At 75.5% G+C, this 19,942-nt stretch carries 16 protein-coding genes; 10 read left to right on the plus strand and 6 right to left on the minus strand.

Annotation, left to right across the window (positions count from 1 at the left end):
• The first annotated feature begins 110 nt into the window (after positions 1–110).
• The 5 genes from IE295_RS07410 (at position 111) to IE295_RS07430 (ending at position 4,775) form a co-directional block, all read left to right on the plus strand.
• Positions 111–1,547: an NAD(P)/FAD-dependent oxidoreductase gene (locus tag IE295_RS07410; RefSeq protein ID WP_190062702.1), complete on the plus strand. Its 1,437-nt coding sequence runs from the start codon at positions 111–113 to the stop codon at positions 1,545–1,547.
• A 49-nt stretch (positions 1,548–1,596) separates the two neighbouring features.
• The gene (locus tag IE295_RS07415) at positions 1,597–2,169 is read left to right on the plus strand and encodes a L,D-transpeptidase (protein ID WP_190062703.1); all 573 of its coding nucleotides are present in this window, start codon (positions 1,597–1,599) and stop codon (positions 2,167–2,169) included.
• Positions 2,170–2,237: 68 nt separating this feature from the next.
• Positions 2,238–3,200, plus strand: coding sequence for a hypothetical protein (locus IE295_RS07420; protein ID WP_190062704.1), 963 nt, complete (start codon positions 2,238–2,240; stop codon positions 3,198–3,200).
• An 8-nt stretch (positions 3,201–3,208) separates the two neighbouring features.
• On the plus strand, positions 3,209–3,898 hold the full coding sequence (locus IE295_RS07425; protein WP_190062705.1) for a hypothetical protein: 690 nt from the start codon (positions 3,209–3,211) through the stop codon (positions 3,896–3,898).
• Positions 3,879–4,775, plus strand: a complete 897-nt coding sequence (locus IE295_RS07430) for an inositol monophosphatase family protein (RefSeq protein ID WP_190062706.1) — start codon at positions 3,879–3,881, stop codon at positions 4,773–4,775. The genes IE295_RS07425 and IE295_RS07430 overlap by 20 nt, the downstream gene beginning before the upstream one ends.
• Here IE295_RS07430 and IE295_RS07435 read toward each other — a convergent pair.
• A complete protein-coding gene (locus IE295_RS07435; RefSeq protein WP_224323160.1) occupies positions 4,765–5,955 on the minus strand; it encodes an ArsB/NhaD family transporter in 1,191 nt (396 codons plus the stop codon). The two genes, IE295_RS07430 and IE295_RS07435, sit on opposite strands and share 11 nt — an antisense overlap.
• 71 nt (positions 5,956–6,026) lie before the next feature.
• Here IE295_RS07435 and IE295_RS07440 point away from each other — a divergent pair, with 71 nt between their 5' ends.
• Together IE295_RS07440 and IE295_RS07445 are read left to right on the plus strand one after the other, a co-directional pair.
• Positions 6,027–11,996: a TIR domain-containing protein gene (locus IE295_RS07440; RefSeq protein WP_190062708.1), complete on the plus strand. Its 5,970-nt coding sequence runs from the start codon at positions 6,027–6,029 to the stop codon at positions 11,994–11,996.
• A 108-nt stretch (positions 11,997–12,104) separates the two neighbouring features.
• A complete protein-coding gene (locus IE295_RS07445) occupies positions 12,105–12,557 on the plus strand; it encodes a nitroreductase family deazaflavin-dependent oxidoreductase (RefSeq protein ID WP_190062709.1) in 453 nt (150 codons plus the stop codon).
• Between the two features lie 26 nt (positions 12,558–12,583).
• On the opposite strand, the gene IE295_RS07450 is transcribed toward IE295_RS07445, so the two are convergent.
• Positions 12,584–13,279 carry an AAA family ATPase gene (locus tag IE295_RS07450; protein ID WP_308013118.1) on the minus strand — a complete coding sequence of 232 codons (696 nt, stop codon included), beginning with the start codon at positions 13,277–13,279 and terminating at the stop codon, positions 12,584–12,586.
• A gap of 217 nt (positions 13,280–13,496) precedes the next feature.
• Here IE295_RS07450 and IE295_RS07455 point away from each other — a divergent pair, with 217 nt between their 5' ends.
• On the plus strand, positions 13,497–13,751 hold the full coding sequence (locus tag IE295_RS07455; protein WP_190062711.1) for a hypothetical protein: 255 nt from the start codon (positions 13,497–13,499) through the stop codon (positions 13,749–13,751).
• On the opposite strand, the gene IE295_RS07460 is transcribed toward IE295_RS07455, so the two are convergent.
• Positions 13,731–14,549, minus strand: a complete 819-nt coding sequence (locus tag IE295_RS07460) for a VOC family protein (RefSeq protein WP_190062712.1) — start codon at positions 14,547–14,549, stop codon at positions 13,731–13,733. The genes IE295_RS07455 and IE295_RS07460 overlap by 21 nt on opposite strands.
• Before the next feature lie 286 nt (positions 14,550–14,835).
• On the opposite strand from IE295_RS07460, the gene IE295_RS07465 reads away from it, so the two are divergent.
• Positions 14,836–16,068 carry a globin domain-containing protein gene (locus IE295_RS07465; protein WP_190062963.1) on the plus strand — a complete coding sequence of 411 codons (1,233 nt, stop codon included), beginning with the start codon at positions 14,836–14,838 and terminating at the stop codon, positions 16,066–16,068.
• A gap of 1 nt (position 16,069) precedes the next feature.
• Here IE295_RS07465 and IE295_RS07470 read toward each other — a convergent pair whose 3' ends face one another.
• Both IE295_RS07470 and IE295_RS07475 read right to left on the minus strand, forming a co-directional pair.
• On the minus strand, positions 16,070–16,726 hold the full coding sequence (locus IE295_RS07470) for a response regulator (protein ID WP_190062964.1): 657 nt from the start codon (positions 16,724–16,726) through the stop codon (positions 16,070–16,072).
• Positions 16,720–17,883 carry a sensor histidine kinase gene (locus tag IE295_RS07475; protein ID WP_224323171.1) on the minus strand — a complete coding sequence of 388 codons (1,164 nt, stop codon included), beginning with the start codon at positions 17,881–17,883 and terminating at the stop codon, positions 16,720–16,722. The genes IE295_RS07470 and IE295_RS07475 overlap by 7 nt, the downstream gene beginning before the upstream one ends.
• A gap of 300 nt (positions 17,884–18,183) precedes the next feature.
• Between IE295_RS07475 and IE295_RS07480 the strand changes: the two genes are divergently transcribed.
• On the plus strand, positions 18,184–18,759 hold the full coding sequence (locus IE295_RS07480; protein ID WP_190062713.1) for a GlcG/HbpS family heme-binding protein: 576 nt from the start codon (positions 18,184–18,186) through the stop codon (positions 18,757–18,759).
• On the opposite strand, the gene IE295_RS07485 is transcribed toward IE295_RS07480, so the two are convergent.
• A complete protein-coding gene (locus IE295_RS07485) occupies positions 18,752–19,924 on the minus strand; it encodes a DUF5005 domain-containing protein (protein WP_190062714.1) in 1,173 nt (390 codons plus the stop codon). The genes IE295_RS07480 and IE295_RS07485 overlap by 8 nt on opposite strands.
• Positions 19,925–19,942: the final 18 nt, after the last annotated feature.

Consider the following 19,942-nt stretch of genomic DNA (forward strand, 5'->3'; position numbering starts at 1 on the left):
GGGCGCAGGGGGAGGCGAAGCTCCGCGGGGTCCGGTCCGGCGCACCGCCCCCGGCCGGTACCGTTGCCCACACGGGCAGTTGACAGCCCGGACGACCGGATGGGGTGGGCATGGAGAACACAGCGGACGCGGACGTCACGGCACGGGACCACGGCCTGCGGGCCGTGGGCGGGCGGGCACCGCGCCACGCCGTCGTCATCGGGGGCGGCCTGGCCGGCCTCCTCGCGGCGCACGTGCTGAGCGCGCACGCCGACAAGGTGACGCTGGTGGAGCGGGACCGCTTCCCCGACGGCCCCGAGTCCCGAGCCGGCGTGCCGCAGGACAAGCACACGCACGTCATGCTGGAGAGCGGCCAGCGGGCGCTGGAGGACCTGCTGCCGGGCATCCTCGACGAGATGCGCGAGCACGGCTCGCCGAGCGTGGGCATGCCCACCGAGGTCGTGCAGTGGCAGGCGGGCCACTGGTACCGGCGTACGCGGGCGACCGCTCACATCCTCACCGGATCCCGGCCGTTGACCGACTGGCTGGTGCGCCGCCGCGTCCTGGCCGGCGCCCGCGTCGCCACCGTCGAGGGCGTGGAGGTGACCGGCCTGCTCGGCGACGCCACCCGCGTGCGCGGCGTCCGGCTGCGCGAGAGGGGAACGGGCGTACGGGACACCCGCGACCTGGCGGCCGACCTCGTCGTGGACGCCTCCGGACGCTCCTCGCGCGCCCCGCAGTGGCTGACCGACCTGGGCGCCGAGCCGCCGCACGAGGAGACCCTCGAGACCGGCCTGGCGTACGCCACCCGCTTCTACCGCTCCTCCGGCCGCGACGAGGAGCTCCCCTACCGGGGCATCTTCGTCGTCCCCAACCCCGCCCAGCTGCAGGGCGGCATCCTCATGCCGCTGGAGAACGGCCGCTGGTCCGTCATCCTCTCCGGCCTGCGCGGCGCCGAACCGCCCACCGACGAGGCCGGTTTCCTCGAGTTCGCCTCCCGGCTGCCGCACCCGGTCCTGCACGACTGGCTGCTGAAGGCGGTACCGGACACGCCCATCCACGGCTACCGCAAGACCGGCAACGTCCGGCGCCGCTACGACCGCCCGGGCCGTCGCCCGGCCGGCTTCCTCGCCATCGGCGAGGCCCTGTGCTCCTTCAACCCCGTCTACGGGCAGGGCATGTCGGTGGCCGCGCTCAGCGCCGTCGTCCTCCGCGACGCCCTGGCCGGAGGGCGCCGGGTGCCCACGACGCGGCGCGTGCAGAAGGCCCTGTTCGACGCCGTCCGGCAGGCGTGGGAGATATCGGCGGGGGCGGACAAGAACATGCCGGGCGCCACCGGCAACGCGCTGCGCCCCCGGGCCATCGACCGGCCCGCCGACTGGTACCTGCGGCGCGTGCAGCAGCGTGCCACCGGCGACCCGCGCGTCGGCGAGGTCTTCCGGGGCGTGCTGTCCCTCACCGCCCCGACCACCGCCCTGTTCGCACCGTCCATCGCCCGGGCCGTCCTCTTCGGCCCCGCGCCGTGGGCCCCCACCGAGCCGCCGGCCCACCCCGAAGAACAGGGGTGACGGGCCGCTCCGTCCGCGTCCGAGACGCGCAGACCCAGGAGAGCCGACGATGTCCTCCACCTCACCGCCGCGCACGGCCTCCGTCGTGCGCGGCGGCTCCCTGGCCGCGGCCCTGGCCGCCGTCGCCCTGCTCGCCGCCGCCCCCTCGGGGCGGGCGGCGGCCGCCCCCGAGCCCACCCGGCTGCAGTTCACGAAGTACTCGCCCACCGACTCCCGGCTGAGCGTCGTGCGGAACAACCGGACCGTCGCGGTCTACCGCGCCGGGTCGGGAGTCAACGACAAGGAGTGCGAACGCGGACGCGGCTGGCTGCCCAACGGCACGTATCCGCTCGGCCGGCACCACACCGCCTACGACGGGAACCTCATCAAGGGCTACGCCATCGAGCTGGGCAACAAGCTCTGCTACCAGGGAATCAACCGGACCGAGCTGTTCATCCACAGCGAGATGACCCGCGCCGGAGGCCAGGGAAGCCAGGCCGGCCCGGAGGGCCTGCGCTGGGACGGCGCCGGCGACTACGCCTCCCACGGCTGCGTCAAACTCAGCCCGCAGGACATCAAGAGCCTCTTCCGCACCCTCGACAGAAATGGCTGGCCGACGACCCTGCGGGTCGTCAACGGCTGATCCACAGCCTGGCTTTCGGCCAGGCACCGATCCTACGATTGCCGTAACCGGGGGAGAGGTCGTGGGCCATGGCGCGCCGAACTGCTGAACTGGGACGCGGGATCGAACAGGCCGTCGCCTGGACCCTGCGCAATCTCGACGGCGTCGTCGCCATGGCCGCCGCCCTGATCATCGGCACCCTGGACATCCTCGACCAGAAGATCGACAGCAATGTCACCTCCGGTGCCATCCTGCTGGTCCTGGCGGCGCTGGTGTTCGGGACGCTGACCGAGCGGCGGCGCCGGGTCGTCGACATCAGGGAGGCGATGAGCGGCACCCGGCACGCCCTCGAGGACCTGACCATGGTGCGCTCGCTCTCCGGCGCCGAGCTCGAGAGCGCCCTGGACCGGGCCCGGCTGAACACCGACCGCTGGGTGTTCAAGGGCGGCACGGGCACGTACCTGCGTGCGGTGACCCTGCCGGTGTGCGTCAGGGAGGCGCAGCGCCAGCGCCGCTCCCTCACCATGAAGATCGACATCGTCAACCCCGCCGACGAGCAGGCCTGCGCGGCCTACGCCCGCTTCCGGCAGACCTTCGCCCACCGGCTGCATGCCGTGCCGGCCGAGGCCTGGAGCGCCGAGCGCACCCGCAAGGAATCCTTCGCCACGGTGCTCGCCGCCTGCTGGTACCGCCAGCGCCTGGACACCCTGGAGGTCGACGTCTATCTCTCCTCGGTCGTCCCCACCCTCCGCTTCGACCTCTCCTCGTCCTGCCTGATCATCACTCAGGACGACCCCCAGCGCGTCAATCTGCTCGTGGAGCGGGACCGGCCGCTGTACGACTACTACGTCACCGAGCTCCACCAGAGCCGCGAACAGGCCCACACCCTCGACCTCAGCCGCACCGAGCCGCTGAGCGAGGAACCGACCGTCGACGAGGTGCTGCGGCTCTTCGACCGGCTCGCGCTGCCGCTCCCCGCCGCCTTCACCGACGGTGACGTCGGCGACATCATCGACAAGGCACTGCACGCGGAGAATCCGTACCGGAGGTGAACTCCCCAGTGCGTCGTCCCGTGGAGTACGGACTGATCGAAGAGGCCATGGCCCGGGCCCGCGACGGCACCGGGGGAACGGGCACGCTGCTGGGCGCCGCCGCCGCGGCCCTCGAGGAGATCGCCTCCGGGCGGCGCGAACTGCGGGCCGTGCGCCACCCGCTGGGCTTCCTGTGCCTGCCCGTGGAGCGGGAGGGGGAACGCGGGGTCTGCGTCCACGTCTTCGGCCCCGGCGCGCGGCAGGCCGCCGCCCTGACCACCTCGCCCGTCCACGCGCACAGCTGGGACCTGGCCAGCTGCGTGCTGTACGGGGAGGTCGGCAATCTGCGGGTCCGGGTGCGCGAGAACCCCGAGCGGCCCACCCACCGCGTCTACGAAGTGCACAGCGGCGCCTCGTCCGTGGACGAGATCCGGCCGACCCCACGCCTGGTGACCTATGAGTCCGGCCCCGAGGAGACCAGCGTCGGCGGCGAGATCTACACCCTCCCGGCCGGGCACTTCCACGCCACCGTGGTGCCGCCCGGCACCTTCGCCGCCACCCTGCTGCTCGGGCGCGCGCTGCCCGGCCGGCACGACCTCAGCCTCGGGCCGGTGCATGGCACCGTCCACCGGGTGGTACGACAGACATGCGGCGCCGAGCGGACCGCCCGGACGGCGCGCACCGTCCTCAGGAGGATCCATGGGCACCCTTCCGGATGACGACAGCCCCCGCTCCCCGGCCCCGCCGGCCGGGCCGTACGCGGCGGAACGCCGGCTGGCCGTAGACGCCGCCCGGGAGGCCGGGGCGCTGCTGCGCTCGCGCTTCCAGGACGACTACGACGTCCGCGCCAAGGGCGACGCGGGCGACGTGGTCACCGATCTCGACCTGCTGGCCGAACGCCTGGTGGTGCGCCGGATCCGGGAGCGCTATCCGCACGACCGGATCCTCGCCGAGGAGGCGGGCGCGACGGGCGCGGCGGACGCCGGCACGCGCCGCACCTGGCTGGTGGACCCGCTCGACGGCAGCAACAACGTCGTCATCGGGCTGCCCGCCTACGTCGTCGGGGTCGCCCTGTGCGTCGACGACCGCCCCGTGGTCGGCGTGGTCCACGACCCCGTGACCGAGCGGACGTGGACGGCGTCGGAGGGCGGCGGCGCCTACGGCCCGCGCGGCCGGCTCACCGGCCCCCGCGCGCCGCTGTCGCCCTCCGGGCCGCTGCTCGCCTGGACCCAGGGGCACGCCGTCGGCCGCCGCGACCCCGTCGCCCACGCGCTCAAGGACGCGCTGGAGGCGCGCTGCCGCCGCCTGCTGCAGCTGTGGGCGCCCCTGCTGGCCTGGGCGATGCTCGCCCGCGGCGACATCGACGGCTTCGTCGGCTACCGCGCCGAGGCCATCGACCTCCCGGCGGGCGCGCTGCTGGCGGCCGAGGCGGGCCTGGAGATCCGGGCGCTGGACGGCGGCGCCTTCCGGGGCGGCGTCGGCGGCCCCGATACCGACCGCAGTTTCGTCGCGGGCCGGCCCGAGGACATGCCCTACCTCCTCGGCCTGCTCACCCGCCGCGCGGACAACGGCCGCCCGCCCGTGCTCACCCCGTGAGGGCCAGCGCGGCCACGGCCGCCGGCACGGCGGTGACGGCGAGCACCGCGCCCGTGGCCACGAACCGCCCGAACGACACCCCGACCCCCTGCGCGTGACAGCGTTCGAACCACAGCAGGGTCGCCAGCGACGCCCACGGCGTCACCACCGGCCCCACGTTGGTGCCCACCAGCAGCGCCAGCAGCTGATCGTGGTTGTCCACCGGGACCGCCGACTCCCCGGCCAGGTAGACCGGGAGGTTGTTGAGCACGTTGGACAGCCCGCCGCCGACCGCCGCCGCCCGCAGCATCCCCGGCAGCGCGCCGTCCGTCCCCACCGCGGCCGCCAGCAGCTTGTGCAGGCCGTTGACGTCGACGGTCTCCACCACGAGGAACAGCCCCGGTACGAGTATCAGCAGGCGCCAGGGCACCAGCGACGGCCGCAGCGCGGACCGCTCCCGCAGCGCGAAGGCCCCCACGGCGACCGCGGCCGCCGCCGCCGACGCGGCCCACAGCGGCACGGCGTCGACCAGGATGGCCAGCAGGAACCCCGCGCAGGCCAGGGCGCACACCCGGAACAGCACCCGGTCCGCCGGCCGGTGCGGCGCGGGCGGCTCGTAGACCTCGGCGCCCCGCACTCCGCGCCGCCAGTAGAACAGCCACAGGCAGCCCATCGTCACCGCCACGGAGGCCAGTTGCGGCGCCCACATGCGCGCGGCCAGGCCCGCGGGGGAGAGCGCCACACGGTCGGCGGCCAGCAGGTTCGTCAGGTTGGACACCGGCAGCAGCAGGCTCGCGGTGTTGGCCAGCCACACCGTCGTCATCGCCAGCGGCACCGCCGCGATCCCCACCCGGGACGCCAGGGCCAGCATCACCGGCGTCAGCAGCACCGCCGTCGTGTCGAGGTTGAGGGTGACCGTCGTGAGGGAGGCGAACACCACGCACAACACGAACAGCATCGCGTAACTTCCGCGACCCGCCCGCGCCACCCACGAGGCGACCACGTCGAACACCTCGGCCCTGCTGGTGAGCTCGGCCAGCACGATCACCGTGCCGAGGAACGCCAGCAGCGGCGCGATGCGCGTCATCGCGTCCCCCGCCGACCGCGCCGGCAGCAGCCCCGTGGCAAGGCACAGCAGGCCGCAGGCCAGCACCCCCCCGGCCAGCCAGTCCAGCACATGCAGACGTCGTAAGGCGTGCACGGGCAAGAGCATCGCACACCATTCGCGCGAACACAGTGACCGCGGGGAAGACCGTTCCTAGGATGGGGACCATGGTCGCACGCCAGGAAATCGCCGGGCAGCACCGGCTGTTGGACTTCTTCATCAGCTACTCCCCGGCCGACGAACGCTGGGCGGCCTGGATCGCCTGGATCCTCGAGGAGGCCGGCTACCGCACGGTCATCCAGGCCTGGGACTTCGTACCGGGAACGAACTTCGTCGACTTCATGGACCGCGGCGTCAGCGAGTCCGCCGCCGTCATCGCCGTCCTCTCCCGCAACTACGAACGCTCCCGCTACGGCCGGATGGAGTGGCAGGCCGCGCTGCGCGCCGACCCCGACGCCCCGGAACGCCGGCTGATCACCGTCCGCGTCGAGGACATCCCCGTCGAGGGCCTGCTCGCCACCATCACCTACGTCGACCTCGTCGGCGTCCAGGACACCGACGCCGCCCGCGAACTGCTGCTCACCCGCGTCGGCCACGCCCTCGAGGGCCGGGCCCGCCCCGAGAGCCACCCCCGCTTCCCCGGCTTCCCCCAGCCACCGGACCGACCGTCGGGACCCGCGGCGAGCGTCCCGCCGCCCGGCCGGCAGCCGGGCAGCCCCGGCTGGGCGGGACGCCGCCGCCCCGCGAGCCCGCCCGGCTACCCCCAGGCCCCCGACGGCGGCCGGGGCAGGGAGTCCCTCACCGTCCTCCACCTCGCCGGGCCCTCCTTCGGCCGCGGCGCCGACCCGGCCGAACTCCAGGCCACCATCTGGGGCGACCTCGTCGAGCTCACCGACGCCGGCGCCCCCGCCCCCGACCTCCTCGTCGTCACCGGCGACCTCACCGCCTCCGGCAGCCCCCGCGAGTGCGACCAGGCGCTGAACTTCCTGACCGGCCTGCGCTCCCGGCTCGGCCTCGCCGCCGACCGGCTCGCGGTCGTACCCGGCGGCCAGGACGTCAACCAGGCCGCCTGCCGCGCCTACTTCAGCACCTGCGAAGCCGACGAGATGCAGCCGCGGCCCCCGTACTGGCCCAAGTGGCGCCACTACGCACGGCTGTTCCAGGAGCTCTACCAGGGCCTCGACACCGTCTTCGACAGCGATCAGCCCTGGACCCTCTTCCCCGTCCCCGCCCTGCGCACGGTCGTCGCCGGCCTCAACTCCTCCATGGCCTACAGCCACCGGCCCGACGACCAGTACGGCTGGATCGGCGCCGAACAGGCCGCCTGGTTCGCCCAGGCCCTGCGCCCGTACGAGCAGGAGGGCTGGCTGCGCCTCGGCGCCCTGCGGCACGCCCCGGAGACCGGCCGCGCGCTCGACGCCGACGACGCCGGCCCGGGCCGCCCCGGCACCACCCCCGCCCGGCCCGCGCGCACCACCCTCGGCTACGACCCGGTCCGCGCCCCCGGCCCCGCGCGGCGCACCGCCACCACCCCGCGCCTGCGCGACACCGACGTCCTCACCCGCCTCACCGCGCCCCGCCTGCACCTGCTGCTGCACGGCCCCACGGGCGACGGGCGGCCGGCCTCCGGCCCGGCGGACGCCTTCGCGCTGCCCCTGGCCGCCCGCGACCTGCCCGTCCTCGGCGCCCCCGGGCCGGGCCGGCACCGGCTGCTCCAGCTCACCCGCGACGGATTCACCGCCTGGCCGGAGAGCCCCGACGGGGCGCCACGCCGCTACGCCGTCGCCTGGCACGGCACCCGCGCCCTCGAGCCGGACCCCGCCCCGGGCGACCCGGCCCCCGCCGACGACCCCACGGCCGGGGACGAACCCCCCGCGCCGGAGACCCGCGCCGTCCAGGCCCCCCTCGAGGCGCTGATGGACCGCGTCGCCGACGTCTGCCGCATCCGCCACGAAGGCGTCCAGCTGCGCCGCGTCCCCGGCGACCCGCCCAGCCTGCTGATCACGTGGACCGAAGCCGGCTTCGTCCGGCAACAGCGCGTCGGCGTCTGCTCCGGCACCCCGGGCGCCGAGGACATCGACCGCTTCATCGACCACGTCCACGCCTCCGACACCGAGCCCGACGCCGAACTCGTCCACGACGGCCCGCCGCCCGAGCGCTCCCTGCGCGAACGCGCCCGCCGCCGCGGCGTCCTCGTCCGCAGCTTCACCGCCTTCCAGGGCCTGCTGGACCTGCGCGGCTACGTCGCCGGCCAGACCGAGCGGCTCGCCGGCGACCCCCAGTACCAGCCCTCCCTCTACCTCCCCCAGCGCTACCGCGAACTCGAACGCCCCGGCGGCGTCGAGCGCGACGGCCTCGTCGACGACGTCCTGCGCCTGCTCGACGCCGACCACGGCCGCTTCCTGCTGATCCTCGGCGACTTCGGGCACGGCAAGACCTTCGCCCTGCGCGAGGTCGCCCGCCGCCTCCCCGAGGAACTGCCCCACCTCGTCCCCGTACTGATCCAGCTGAACGCCCTCGACAAGGCCCACACCCTCGACGGCCTCGTCGCCGCCCACCTGGCCGGCCACGGCGTCGACAGCATCGACCTGCGCGCCTTCCGCTACATGCTTCGGCAGGGCCGCATCGTCCTGCTCTTCGACGGCTTCGACGAACTCGTCAACCAGGTCAGCTACGACCGCGCCGCCGACCACCTCCAGGTGCTGCTCGACGCCGCCGTCGACAGCGCCAAGATCGTCGTCAGCAGCCGCACCCAGCACTTCCGCTCCCAGGCCCAGGTGCTCACCGCCCTCGGCGAGCGGGTCGGGCTCCTCCCGCAGCGCCGGGTCCTGGCCGTCCAGGAGTTCACCCCGCGCCAGATCCGCTCCTACCTGGTCAACCGCTACGGCGACGAGCACGCCGCCGACCGCCGGATGCGGCTGCTGGAGGGCATCCCCGACCTCCTCGCCCTCTGCCGCAACCCCCGCCTCCTCAGCTTCGTCGCCGACCTCGACCACGAACGGCTGCGCGCGGTCGCCGGCGCCGGGCGCGCCCTGAGCCCCGCCCGGCTGTACGAAGAGGTGTTCACCTCCTGGCTGCGCCACGAGGAGCGGCGCGGCCAGGGCGGCCCCGGCGGCACCCCCGGGCTCGGCCTGCGCCAGCTGTGGCAGGCCGTCACCACGCTGGCCCTGCGGCTGTGGGAGAGCGGCGAGAGCGCCCTGCGGCTGGACGAGCTCAACGACGTCGCCGAGACCCTCACCGAGCTCGCCGACAGCAGGCTGTCCGTGCCGCAGGCCGCGCACGCCGTCGGCTCGGGCAGCCTGCTCGTCCGTACGGACGAGGGCCTGTTCCGGTTCATCCACGGCTCGGTGGCCGAATGGCTGGTGGCCCGCGAGGCCGCGGAGCGGCTCGGCCAGGAGGGCCACGGCGAGGCCGGCCTGCTGGCCCGCCGCCACCTCAGCCGGCTCGCCGTCGAGTTCCTGTGCGACCTCGCCGACCACCGCACCTGCCAGCGGTGGGCCGAGGCGACGCTGGCCGCCGAGGCGGGCGAGGCGGACGGCGGCGCGGGCGAGACCGCCCGGGCCAACGCCGTGAAGATCCTCAACCGCCTCCGGGTGCCCGCCCACACCGACCTGCGCGGCGCCGTCCTCGCCGGGGAGGACCTCTCCTACCGCGACTTCTCCGGCGTCGACCTCACCCGCGCCGACCTCACCGACGCCGGCCTGGTGGGCGCCGACTTCTCCGGCGCGATCCTGCGCGAGGCCCGCCTCGCCGGGGCCCGCCTGGACGACGCCGACCTCAGCCGGGCCGACCTGCGCGGCGCGGACCTGCGCCGGGCCCGGCTGGTGCGCACCGACCTGCGCGGCGCCCGGGTCACCGGCAGCAGCTGGCACCGCGCGGCCCTGATCAACACCGTCGCCGACCGGGACGTCCTCGCCACCCCCGAACTGCGGGGCGCCGCCGTCGCCCCCGGACTGCCCGCCGAGCCGGGCTTCAGACCCTCCGCGGTCGGCGTCCCCTACGGCTTCGACATGCGCACCAGCCGCCTGCCCGAACCCGTCGCGTTCAGCCCCGGCGGCGAACTCCTCGCCCTCGGCAGCGAGGACGGCGGCGTCCTGGTGTGCGACGCCGCCACCGGCACCGCCCTGCGCACCCTCCAGGGGCACACGGGCCGCGTCTACGCCGTCAAGTTCCGCCCCGGCGTGCTCGCCACCGGAGGCGCCGACGGCACCGTACGACTGTGGGACCCGGTCTCGGGAGCCTGCCTGCACCGGCTCGAGGTGCACTCCGGCGGCGTCTGGCCGGTCTCGCTCGACCGGTCCGGCACCCGCCTGGCCACCGGCGACGCCGACGGCACCGTCACCCTCTGGGACGTCGCCGGCGGCACGCCCGCGCACCGGCTGGCGGGGCACCACGCCCCCGTCTACACCGCCGTGTTCAGCCCCGACGGCACGGTCCTGGCCACCGGCGACGCCGCGGCGGCCGTACGCCTGTGGGACACCCGCTCCGGCCGTCTCCTCGGCGAGCTGACCGGCCACCGGGGAGCGGTCTACCGCGCCTCCTTCAGCCCCGACGGAACGCTGCTGGCCACCGGCGACATGGGCGAGGGCGACCGCGGCACGGTACGGATCTGGGACGTCGCCGAACGGCGGCTGCGCCACACCTGCGCCGGACACCCCGGCCGCATCTACACCCTCGACTTCCACCCCTCCGGCACGCTGCTGGCCAGCGGCGACACCGAGGGCCGCGTCCTGCTGTGGGACCCGCGCACCGGAAGCCCCGCCGGCGCCCCGCTGCTCGGGGGCGGCGCCGTCTACCAAGTGGTGTTCGACCCCGAGGGCGGCATGCTGGCCGCGGGCGGCAGCGACGGCTCGGTCCGGCTCTGGCAGCTCACCCCGCCCGCGTCCGACGGCGCCGGCTGGTCGGCGACCGCCCTGCGCCGGCAGCCGGCCGACCACCAGGGGTCGGTGTGGGCCTGCCGGTTCCGGCCGCACGGCGGCGCGGCGGGAGCGCCGGACGCCGGGCCGCTGCTGGTCTCGGCGGGCAACGACGGAGCGGTGCGGCTGTGGGACACCGCCACCGGCCGCGGCAGGAGCATCCTGCGCGGCCACGGACGCAAGATCGTCAGCCTGGCGTTCGGCGACGGCGGCGCCCACCTCGCGGCCTGCGGGAACGACGGCGTGGTCCGCCTGTGGGAGCCCGCCACCGGGCGCAAGGTCCGCGAGCTCACCGGGGACAACGACCGCCTGGTCTCCGCCGTGTTCACCCCCGGCGCGCCCGTGCTCGCGACCCCCAGCAGCGACGGCGACGTCTATCTGTGGAACGCCGCCACGGGCGAGTACCAGCGCGAGATCGACGCCGAGACCGACCACGTCTGGGCCGAGACCTTCAGCGCCGACGGCGAGATCCTCGCCACCGCCAACGACGACGACACCGTGCGGCTGTGGTACCGCAGCACCGGCGCGCAGGTGACCACGCTCGGCGGGCACCGCGGACGGGTGCGTTCCATCTCCTTCACCGCGGACGGCTCGCGACTGGCCACCGGCTGCGACGACACGTACGTACGCCTGTGGGACCTGGCCGGAGGCGGCCTGGTCGCCGAACTCGCCGGTCACGAGGACCGGGTGTACGCGGTGGTCCACGGCCCGGGCGACGCCTGGCTGGCGAGCGCCTCGTGGGACGGGCAGGCCATCGTCTGGCGGGACGGCGGGCTCCGGCACCGCCTGCGCGGCCACTCCGGCAGGATCTGGGCCGCCGCCGCCCATCCGACGCGTTCGCTGCTGGCCACGGCGGGGGACGACCGGGACGTGCGGCTGTGGGACCCCGAGTCCGGCCGGGAGACCGGCCGCCTCACCGGCCACACCGGGCGCGTCCTGGCCCTCGCCTTCAGCCCCGACGGCGCGTTGCTGGCCAGCGGCGGCGAGGACGGCACGGTGCGGCTGTGGTCGGTGCCGGCCGAGGGCCCGCCCACCGCGCGGGCCGTCCTGATCGGCGTGCCGGGCGGCTGGGCCGCGCTGAACCCCTCGGGGGGCTACAAGTTCGACGGCGACGTGGCGGGCGAGTTCTGGCACGTGGTGGGGATGTGCCGGTTCGAGCCCGGCGAGCTCGACGACCTCCTGCCGGGGGTGAGGCGCCTGCCGGTGGACGGGGCGATCTGACGGCACAGTCGGACGGCGCGATCCGGGCGCCGTCCGACGGCGTGCGGGGCCGCATGCCCCGGCGTGTGGCCACTGGTGAGCGCCCGGCCCATGATGTTCACTGGGGGCATGCCTCTTGACGGTGAGTACGAGCCGAGTTCCGCCCAGTGGGTACGCGAGCAGGTCGAGCTGTACGAGAGTTCCGGCGGCACCCAGGGCACCACGATGCGCGGCATGCCGGTGATCATCCTGACGTCGGTCGGGGCGCGCTCCGGCAAGCTCCGCAAGACGCCCCTGATGCGGGTCGAGCACCAGGGCCTGTACGCCGTGGTCGCCTCCCTGGGCGGCGCCCCCAAGCACCCGGTGTGGTACTTCAACCTCAAGGCGCAGCCACGCGTCGAGCTGCAGGACGGCCCGGTCAGGCGGGACATGGTCGCCCGGGAGATCGAGGGCGAGGAGAAGGCCCTGTGGTGGGGGCGCGCGGTCGAGGCGTACCCCGACTACGACGACTACCAGGCCAAGACCGAGCGCGAGATCCCCGTGTTCGTCCTCGAGCCCGCTGCCGGCCGGCTGCCGGCCTAGGGCCCGCCCCGACCCATCGGACACGCCTAGCGGCCGGCGAACTCCACGGCGGCGACGCGCTCGCGCGACGTCCGGTCGAGCAGCACCACCGAGGCCGCCTCGGCGACGGCGTCCGGCAGCGGGGCCTCCCGCTCCGGGCGCCCGTCGTGCCCGTCGTGCCCGTTCAGGGCGGTCAGCAGTCGTTCGAGGCCGCGCCGGTGGCGGTCGAAGACGCGGGCCGGGGCCCACCGGCCGCGGGCCTCCTGGCCGGCCAGGGCCTCGGCCGCCCCCACGTCCAGCAGCACCACGTGCAGTTCGCGCCCCTGGCGTCCCGCGGCCCGGGCCAGCCACCGGCGCATCCAGGGCCGGCTGCCGCAGTCGTGCACCAGCACCGGCCCGCCGCCGCGCACCTCCGCGCGCAGCCACCGGACGTGCTCGAGCCGGGCCCAGGGCCGGTACACCGCGTAGGGCAGCCGGGCCGGCATCACGGCCTCGCACGCGACGTGGACGGTCCGGGGGTCCACGACGGCCGCCGTGCGGGACCAGCGGCGCAGCAGGGTGCTCTTGCCGCTGCCGGGCAGGCCGGAGACGACCACCACGGCACCCGGGGGATAGGACAGCACGGCCGGGACGGCGCGTCGCCCCCTCAGGTCCACCAGCCCACGCGGCCTCAGCGCTCGCTCCGGCTCCTCGGCCGGCCCGGTTTCCGTGACCGTGGTGGCCGGCCCGCCTATGTCACTCACTGTGTCCCCTGTCCCGACCTGTCGTCCCCCAGCCTCGCACGGCGTTGCCGGCGGGCCCGGGAGAGCCCCCACCGGAGGGGCGGGGGACAGCCTGGGAGACGCCGGTGCGGGCCGGTCGGTTTCCCGGCCCCCGGCTACCGGCCAGGGTGCTGCGGCAGGGGGAGGGGAAGGAGGGCGCGGACAGTGTCCGGAATACGCCGTGATCGTTGAATAAACCATGAAGAATCACATCGCGACGCGCCTCACGGCGGGACCGGTTCTCCTCGCCGCGTGCGGCCTCGCCCTCTCCGCGGGCACCGCGCGGGCGGCCGACGGGAACGGCGCCGGAGCTCCTTCCCTGACCGAGCGGGTCTCCCGGCTGGCGTCCGTCGACACCGCGCCCGTCGGTCAGGCCGCCTCCCTGGTGAAGGAGGAGATCCCCAAGGAGGCCACCGGCCGGATCTACGTCCGGTCACCCCTGGCCGACGCCTGATCCGCCGGCGTCCGACGCGGGGGCCAGCACCACGAAGTCCGCGCCGGAGGGGTCCAGGCAGATGGCCAGGCGTCCGACCCCCTCCGCGTCCTCCGGGCCCATCTGCAGACCGCCGCCGTTGCCCCTGACCCGGTCGACGGTGGCGTCGCAGTCGGTCACCGCGAAGACCGGGTGCCAGTAGGGGCGCCCGGAGGTGAGGGTCAGGTGCTCCCCCGGGAGCTCCATGATGCCGCCCTGCATGCGCTCCTCGCCGCAGCCGGCGGGAGTGACGAGGGCGTACGTGCCGCCGCCCGGCAGCTGCATGTCCGAGGTCTGCCAGCCGAACAGGGAGCCGTAGAAGGCCTTCGCGGCCGCCGCGTCCGTGGTGTAGAGCTCGGTCCAGGCCAGCGTGCCCGGGGCGTCGACCGCTTCCAGGCCCGGGCTCGTGCCGGGCTGCCACACCGCGAACTGCCCGCCCAGCGGATCGGTGAGCTGGGCCATCATCCCCTCGCCGTCGGCGTCCACCGGCGCGACCCGCACCCGTCCGCCCGCCCGCTCGGTGGCCTCGGCCGCGGCGCGGGCGTCCGGGGTGTTGAAGTAGATCATCCAGGCCGAACGGGCACCCTCCTCCGTGAGCCGGCCCAGCCCGCCCACCGTCCGGCCGTCCAGCTTGAAGATGCCGTAATCGGCCATGTCGGCACCGGCGGTCTCGAACTCCCAGCCGAAGACGGCCCGGTAGAACCCCGCCGTCGCCGCCACGTCGGGGGCGCCCAGGTCGATCCAGCTCGGAGAGCCGGGACGGAAATCGGTGGTGATCATGGCCTGCCCTTCGCCGGTCCTCGTCCGTTCCGCGTCCGTTCCGCGGCGAAATCCCCGGGCGGTCCCCTGTGGCACCCGCCCGGGCCCTCGCCCGGACAGCCTGTCACCGGCCACCGGCACCCGCCCGCCGGAACAGGGCCGTTCGGCCCTGTCGCCCGGGCCGAACGGGCCCGTTCGGGCGGTGACATACTGCTTTGCCACCCCACCCCCGTTACCGGAGATCCGGCCTGTGAACACCAGCACCCAGGGCAACGACTACTACGCGCTGCTGGCGAGGCACGACGCGATGCGGCTGCGCAGGCAGCTGCTGACGCCCGGCGCGTTATCCGCCCGGGACGAGCCCCCGGCACGCCCGTCGGCCCCCGACGACGCCGACCGGCGGCTGATCCGACGTGAGCTGCCCCTGGTCACGCCCTTCGAGGACCTCATCACCCACCTGTACGACGTGATGTTCAGGCGCTGGCCCTACCTGAGGTCCCTCTTCCCCGAGTCCATGGCCTTCCAGCGCGAGCACCTCGCCCGGATGTTCCACTACCTGACGGAGAACCTGGACCGCCCCGACGAGGTCGCCGCCACCTTCACCCGGCTCGGCCGCGACCACCGCAAGCTCGGCGTCCGGCCGGCGCACTACGAGGCCTTCGAGGCCGCGCTGTGCGAGGCGCTGCGGATCCGCGCGGGCGAGCGGTGGAGCGCGGAGCTGGAACAGGCCTGGCTGCGCATGCTGCGGTCCGCCGTCGACGCCATGGTCGCCGGCGCGGACGCCGCCATCGGCGAACCGCCCTCCTGGCACGGGGTGGTGGTCGCCCACGAACTCCGCCGCCCCGACCTCGCGGTGCTGCGCGTGCGGACCCATGAGGCCTACCCCTACCGGGCCGGGCAGTACGGCGCCCTGGAGTCGCCGCTGCTCCCGCACGCCTGGCGGCACTACTCGATCGCCTGCGCGCCCCGGGCCGACGACATCGTCGAGTTCCACGTCCGGCAGACCGGCACGGGCGGGGTGAGCGAGGCGCTCGTCCGTCGCACCGGCGTGGGCGACACGCTGCGGCTCGGCCCCGCCACGGGGGCGATGACCCTGGGCGGCGAGCTCGCGCGCGACCTGCTGCTGGTGGCCGGCGGCACGGGCCTGGCCCCCCTCAAGGCCCTGCTGCAGGAGGTGTCGGCACGCCCCTCCGGGCACCGGCTGGTCCACCTCGTCGTCGGCGCCCGGGACCGCGCCGACCTGTACGACGGCGACTGGCTCGCCGACCTGGAGAGCCGGCGGCCGTGGCTGCGCGTGGTGCCCGTGCTCGGCGACGAGAGCGCGACGCGCGGCGGCGGCACGGTGGTCGACGCCCTCCGGCGGGACGACGTCGACTGGTCGAACAGGACGGCCTACGTCAGCGGCCCCCCGGCGATGGTCGTCGCCACCGTCGCGCGGCTGACCGCGATGGGCCTGCCCGTCGGGCGGATCCACCACGACCCCCTCCCGCACGCCCCCCGGCACGCCGCCGCCCCCGCCGGGCACGGCGCCCGGCCGTGAGTCAGGGCAGCAGCCGCCGCTCCTTGGCCACGGCCACCGCGCCCGCGCGGGTGTCCACGCCGAGCTTGGCGTAGATCCGGCCCAGGTGGGTCTTGACCGTCGCCTCGCTGATGAACAGCGCCCGGGCGATCTCCCGGTTGCCCAGGCCGCGCGCCAGCTGTCCGAGGATGTCCTGCTCCCGCTCGGTGAGCGTGCCGGGAGCGGCGCCGCCGCGCATCTGCGCCATGACCCGGCCGACGACCGGCTGGGAGAAGGCGGTCCGCCCCCGGGCCGCCGCGTGGATCGCGGCGAACAGCTCCTCGGGGCGTTCGGCCTTCAGCAGATAGCCGGTCGCCCCGGCCTCGACCGCCCGCCGGACGTCCGCGTCGGTGTCATAGGTCGTCAGGACCAGGACGTACGGCGCGCCGGGCGCGGCGGTGATGCGGCGGGTGGCCTCCACGCCGTCGATGCCGCCCGCCGCGCCCGTGGCCGGGCCGAGCTGCAGGTCCATCAGCACCACGTCCGGCCGCAGCCGGCCCGCCAGCGCGACGGCCTCCTCGCCGCTGCCGGTCTCGCCGACCACCTCGATGCCCGGCTCGCTGGCCAGCAGGGCCAGCAGACCGGCCCGGACGACCACGTGGTCGTCGCACAGCAGCAGGCGTACGGGGGCGTTCACGATGACTCCGAGGGGGACGACGCGGCGGGGTGAGCGGGAAGGGGGACGCGGGCGGAGACGACGGTGCCCTCGCCGGGCGCCGACTCCACGCTGAGCCGGCCGCCGACCTGCTCGGCGCGGGCCCGCATGGCGGGCAGGCCGTGCCCGCGGCCCCGGCCCGGCCGCCGCGGCTCGCCGCCGCGCGGGCCCAGGCCGCGCCCGTCGTCGGCCACGTCGAGGACCACCTGGTCGTCCAGGCAGGTGAGGGTCAGGGCCGCGTGGCGGGCGCCGGAGTGCTCGCGGACGTTGGCCAGGGCGCCCTGGGCGATGCGCAGCAGGGCGGATTCGACCCGCGGCGGCAGTTCTCCCGGCTCGCCCTCGAGATGGAAGCGCACCGTGAGGGCGTCGTCCGACTCCCGCTCGGCCAGCCCGCGCAGGGCCCTGGCCAGCGGTACGCCGCGCTCGAGGTCGGGCGGCGCGAGGTCGTGGACGAAGCGGCGGGCCTCGGCCAGGCCGCGGGCGGCGATGTGGGTGGCCGTACGGACGTGGGCGCGTGCCGTGGCGGGGTCGGCGTCCCAGACCCGGTCGGCGGCCTGGAGCAGCATCCGCTGGCTGGACAGGCCCTGGGCGAGGGTGTCGTGGATCTCCATCGACAGCCGCTGCCGCTCGGCCAGGGTGCCCTCGCGCCGCTCGGTCGCGGCCAGCTCGCGGCGGGTGCGCAGCAGGTCGTCGATCAGTGCCCGCTGCCGGGACGCCTGCCGCTCCATGTGGACGAAGACGGCGGTCGCCATCGCGGCGACGACCGGCGGGGCGATCACCAGGGCGGGGTCGAGGCCGAAGAGGCTGACCTGCGCGGCCGTCACGAACACCGTCAGGGCGGCGATCAGGACCAGGGCGGCGCGGGTGGGCAGCGCCCGCAGGCTCGTGTAGACCAGCGGGATCGCACACCACGCGAAGCTCGGGGCGAGCACGACGAGCACGGCCCAGACCGCGACCAGCGCGCCGAGCCACAGCCGCCGCTTCGTGGTGGCGCGGTCGTCGTCGCGGCCGATCCCGTACAGCAGCGCGAGCACCGCGCTCAGTGCGACGACCCAGGCGGTGCGCGGGTCGCCGGGGTGGCGGATCAGGAAGCGGACCAGGGAGGCGCCCAGCAGGAGGAGGAACGCGGTGTGCCGGACCATGGCGAGCCACCAGGCGTCGGGCTGCCGCTCCGGTGTCCGGTCCGCGGTGTGCGCTGGGTCGGCGTGCACGTACGTGTTCTCCTTCTTCGGCCGCTCGTCGTGCCGCGCCTGTCCGCGCGGCGGGGATCTCCCGTCTCCTGTCCTAAACCGTGCGGGGCCACCGCGCATCATCCGATCGGTTGACACCGGGTCGTCCGTACCGCCTCGGCGGAGCAGCCGGAACGGCGATCCCCGGGGCGGGCCGGGCTTCGAGGATGGGTGCGTCGCACCACCTCCCGTCCATCTCACCGAGGAGTTCCCATGCCGAACACCGACAAGCCCTCCCGCCGTCCGTCCACCCGCGCCCGGGTGCTGACCGGCGTCGCGGCGGCGGCCGCCGTCGGCGCCGCCACCTTCGGCGCCGTCTCCGCGACCGCCTCCCCCGCGGCGGACCAGGCGGCTCCCGTCCAGGCCTCCGGCGGTGGCCTCACCCGCTCGACCCACCTGTCCGTGGACGCGGCGACCAAGGCGGCGCAGGGCGCGCTGGCGGCCGCGCGCAAGGACGGCCAGAAGGTGACCGTCGCCGTCGTCGACCGCAACGGCAACACGGTGGTCGTCCTGCGCGGCGACGGCGCCGGCCCGCAGTCCTACGAGTCCGCCCAGCGCAAGGCGTTCACGGCCGTTTCCTGGAACGCCCCCACGTCCGAGCTGGTCAAGCGCCTCGAGCAGGCCCCGGGCCTGAAGGACATCCCCGGCACCCTCTTCCTGCCGGGAGGCACCCCGGTCCAGGCCGACGGCGCCCCGGTCGCGGGCATCGGCGTCGCGGGCGCGCCGAGCGGGGACCTGGACGAGAAGTACGCCCGGGCGGGCGCGGCCGGGCTCGGCGGGGTCAAGTAGCGGGCGCGAGCGTGATGCGCAGGAACCGGGGCCGGTAGATGGCCGCGCGGCGGATGACGTCGCGCGGCTGGAGGCTGTTGACGTTGTAGGAGACGACGAGTTCCCGGTGGCCCCGGCGCTCGAGCTCGGGATGCTCGTGCGGGTTGTAGGCGATGACGTCCGCGTCGCGGTACGTGCCGAGGGGTCCGGCTTCCGGCGCGGTGTGCACCGTCCGGGGCCGGGTGAAGGGCCCGCCGGGGTCCCGGGACCAGGCGATCTGCGTCTCGGCGCTGAACGGCTGGTCCGCGCGCTGGGTCACCAGGGCGTACCAGTCGCCGTGCCGGACCACGCTGAGCTCGTCGGAGGTGAGCAGCGCGGCGCCGCCGGGGCCGGTCAGCCGGGCGGCGTCCGCCTCGCGGGCGGACCAGCCGCCGCGCGCCGTGCGGTAGCGCCACGGCCGCCGCAGGTCGTGGCCGTCGACGCGGGCCAGCCGCACGTGGTGGGCGCCCGACGGGGAGCGCTCGGTGCCGTAGACGTAGGTGTACGCACCCCGGCGCTCGAGCCACGCGCCCCAGGAGACGCCGGACGCGGACGGCAGCGGGGTCAGCGACGCGGGGCGGGACAGCGCCCCGGTGCGGAACCGGGCCAGGACGTTGCCGCGCCAGGCCACGTCCAGCGGGCCGCTCCCGGTGTGGGCGTAGCGGGCGTAGACCACGCTCACGCCGTGCCCGTCGCCGAGGCCGGCCCGCGCCCAGTACCACTGGCCGGGGTCCGTGCCGGGCACGAGCGGGGCGGGCCGCCCGGAGGCGTCCCGGCCGGTGACGGTGCGGGGTCCGCCCGCGGTCCACAGCACGAAGCTGTTGTGGACGAAGGGGGTCGTGCCGCCCTCGCCGGTGACGGGGGAGCGGGAGCCGTCGCGCCGCACGGTGCCGAGGAAGGTGTCGGAGAAGACCCACAGTTCGCCGTCGGGCGTCGGCACGGAGTACGTGCTGTCGCCGCCCGTCCAGTGGCGCGGCGAACGGCCGCGGTCCGCGTACCGCGTGAACGCGTCGTCGAGGGAGCGCAGCGGCCGTACGTCCGTCACGCGGGGCGGCCCGGCGGGAGCCGGCCGCGGGGGCAGGAAGGCGCACAGGGCCGCGAGCGCGGCGAGGACGGCGAGGACGGCGGGCGGGGCGGTCTTCTTCATGACGCAAGGATCGACGGA

Source organism: Streptomyces griseocarneus, from assembly GCF_014655595.1.
GTDB lineage: Bacteria > Actinomycetota > Actinomycetes > Streptomycetales > Streptomycetaceae > Streptomyces > Streptomyces griseocarneus.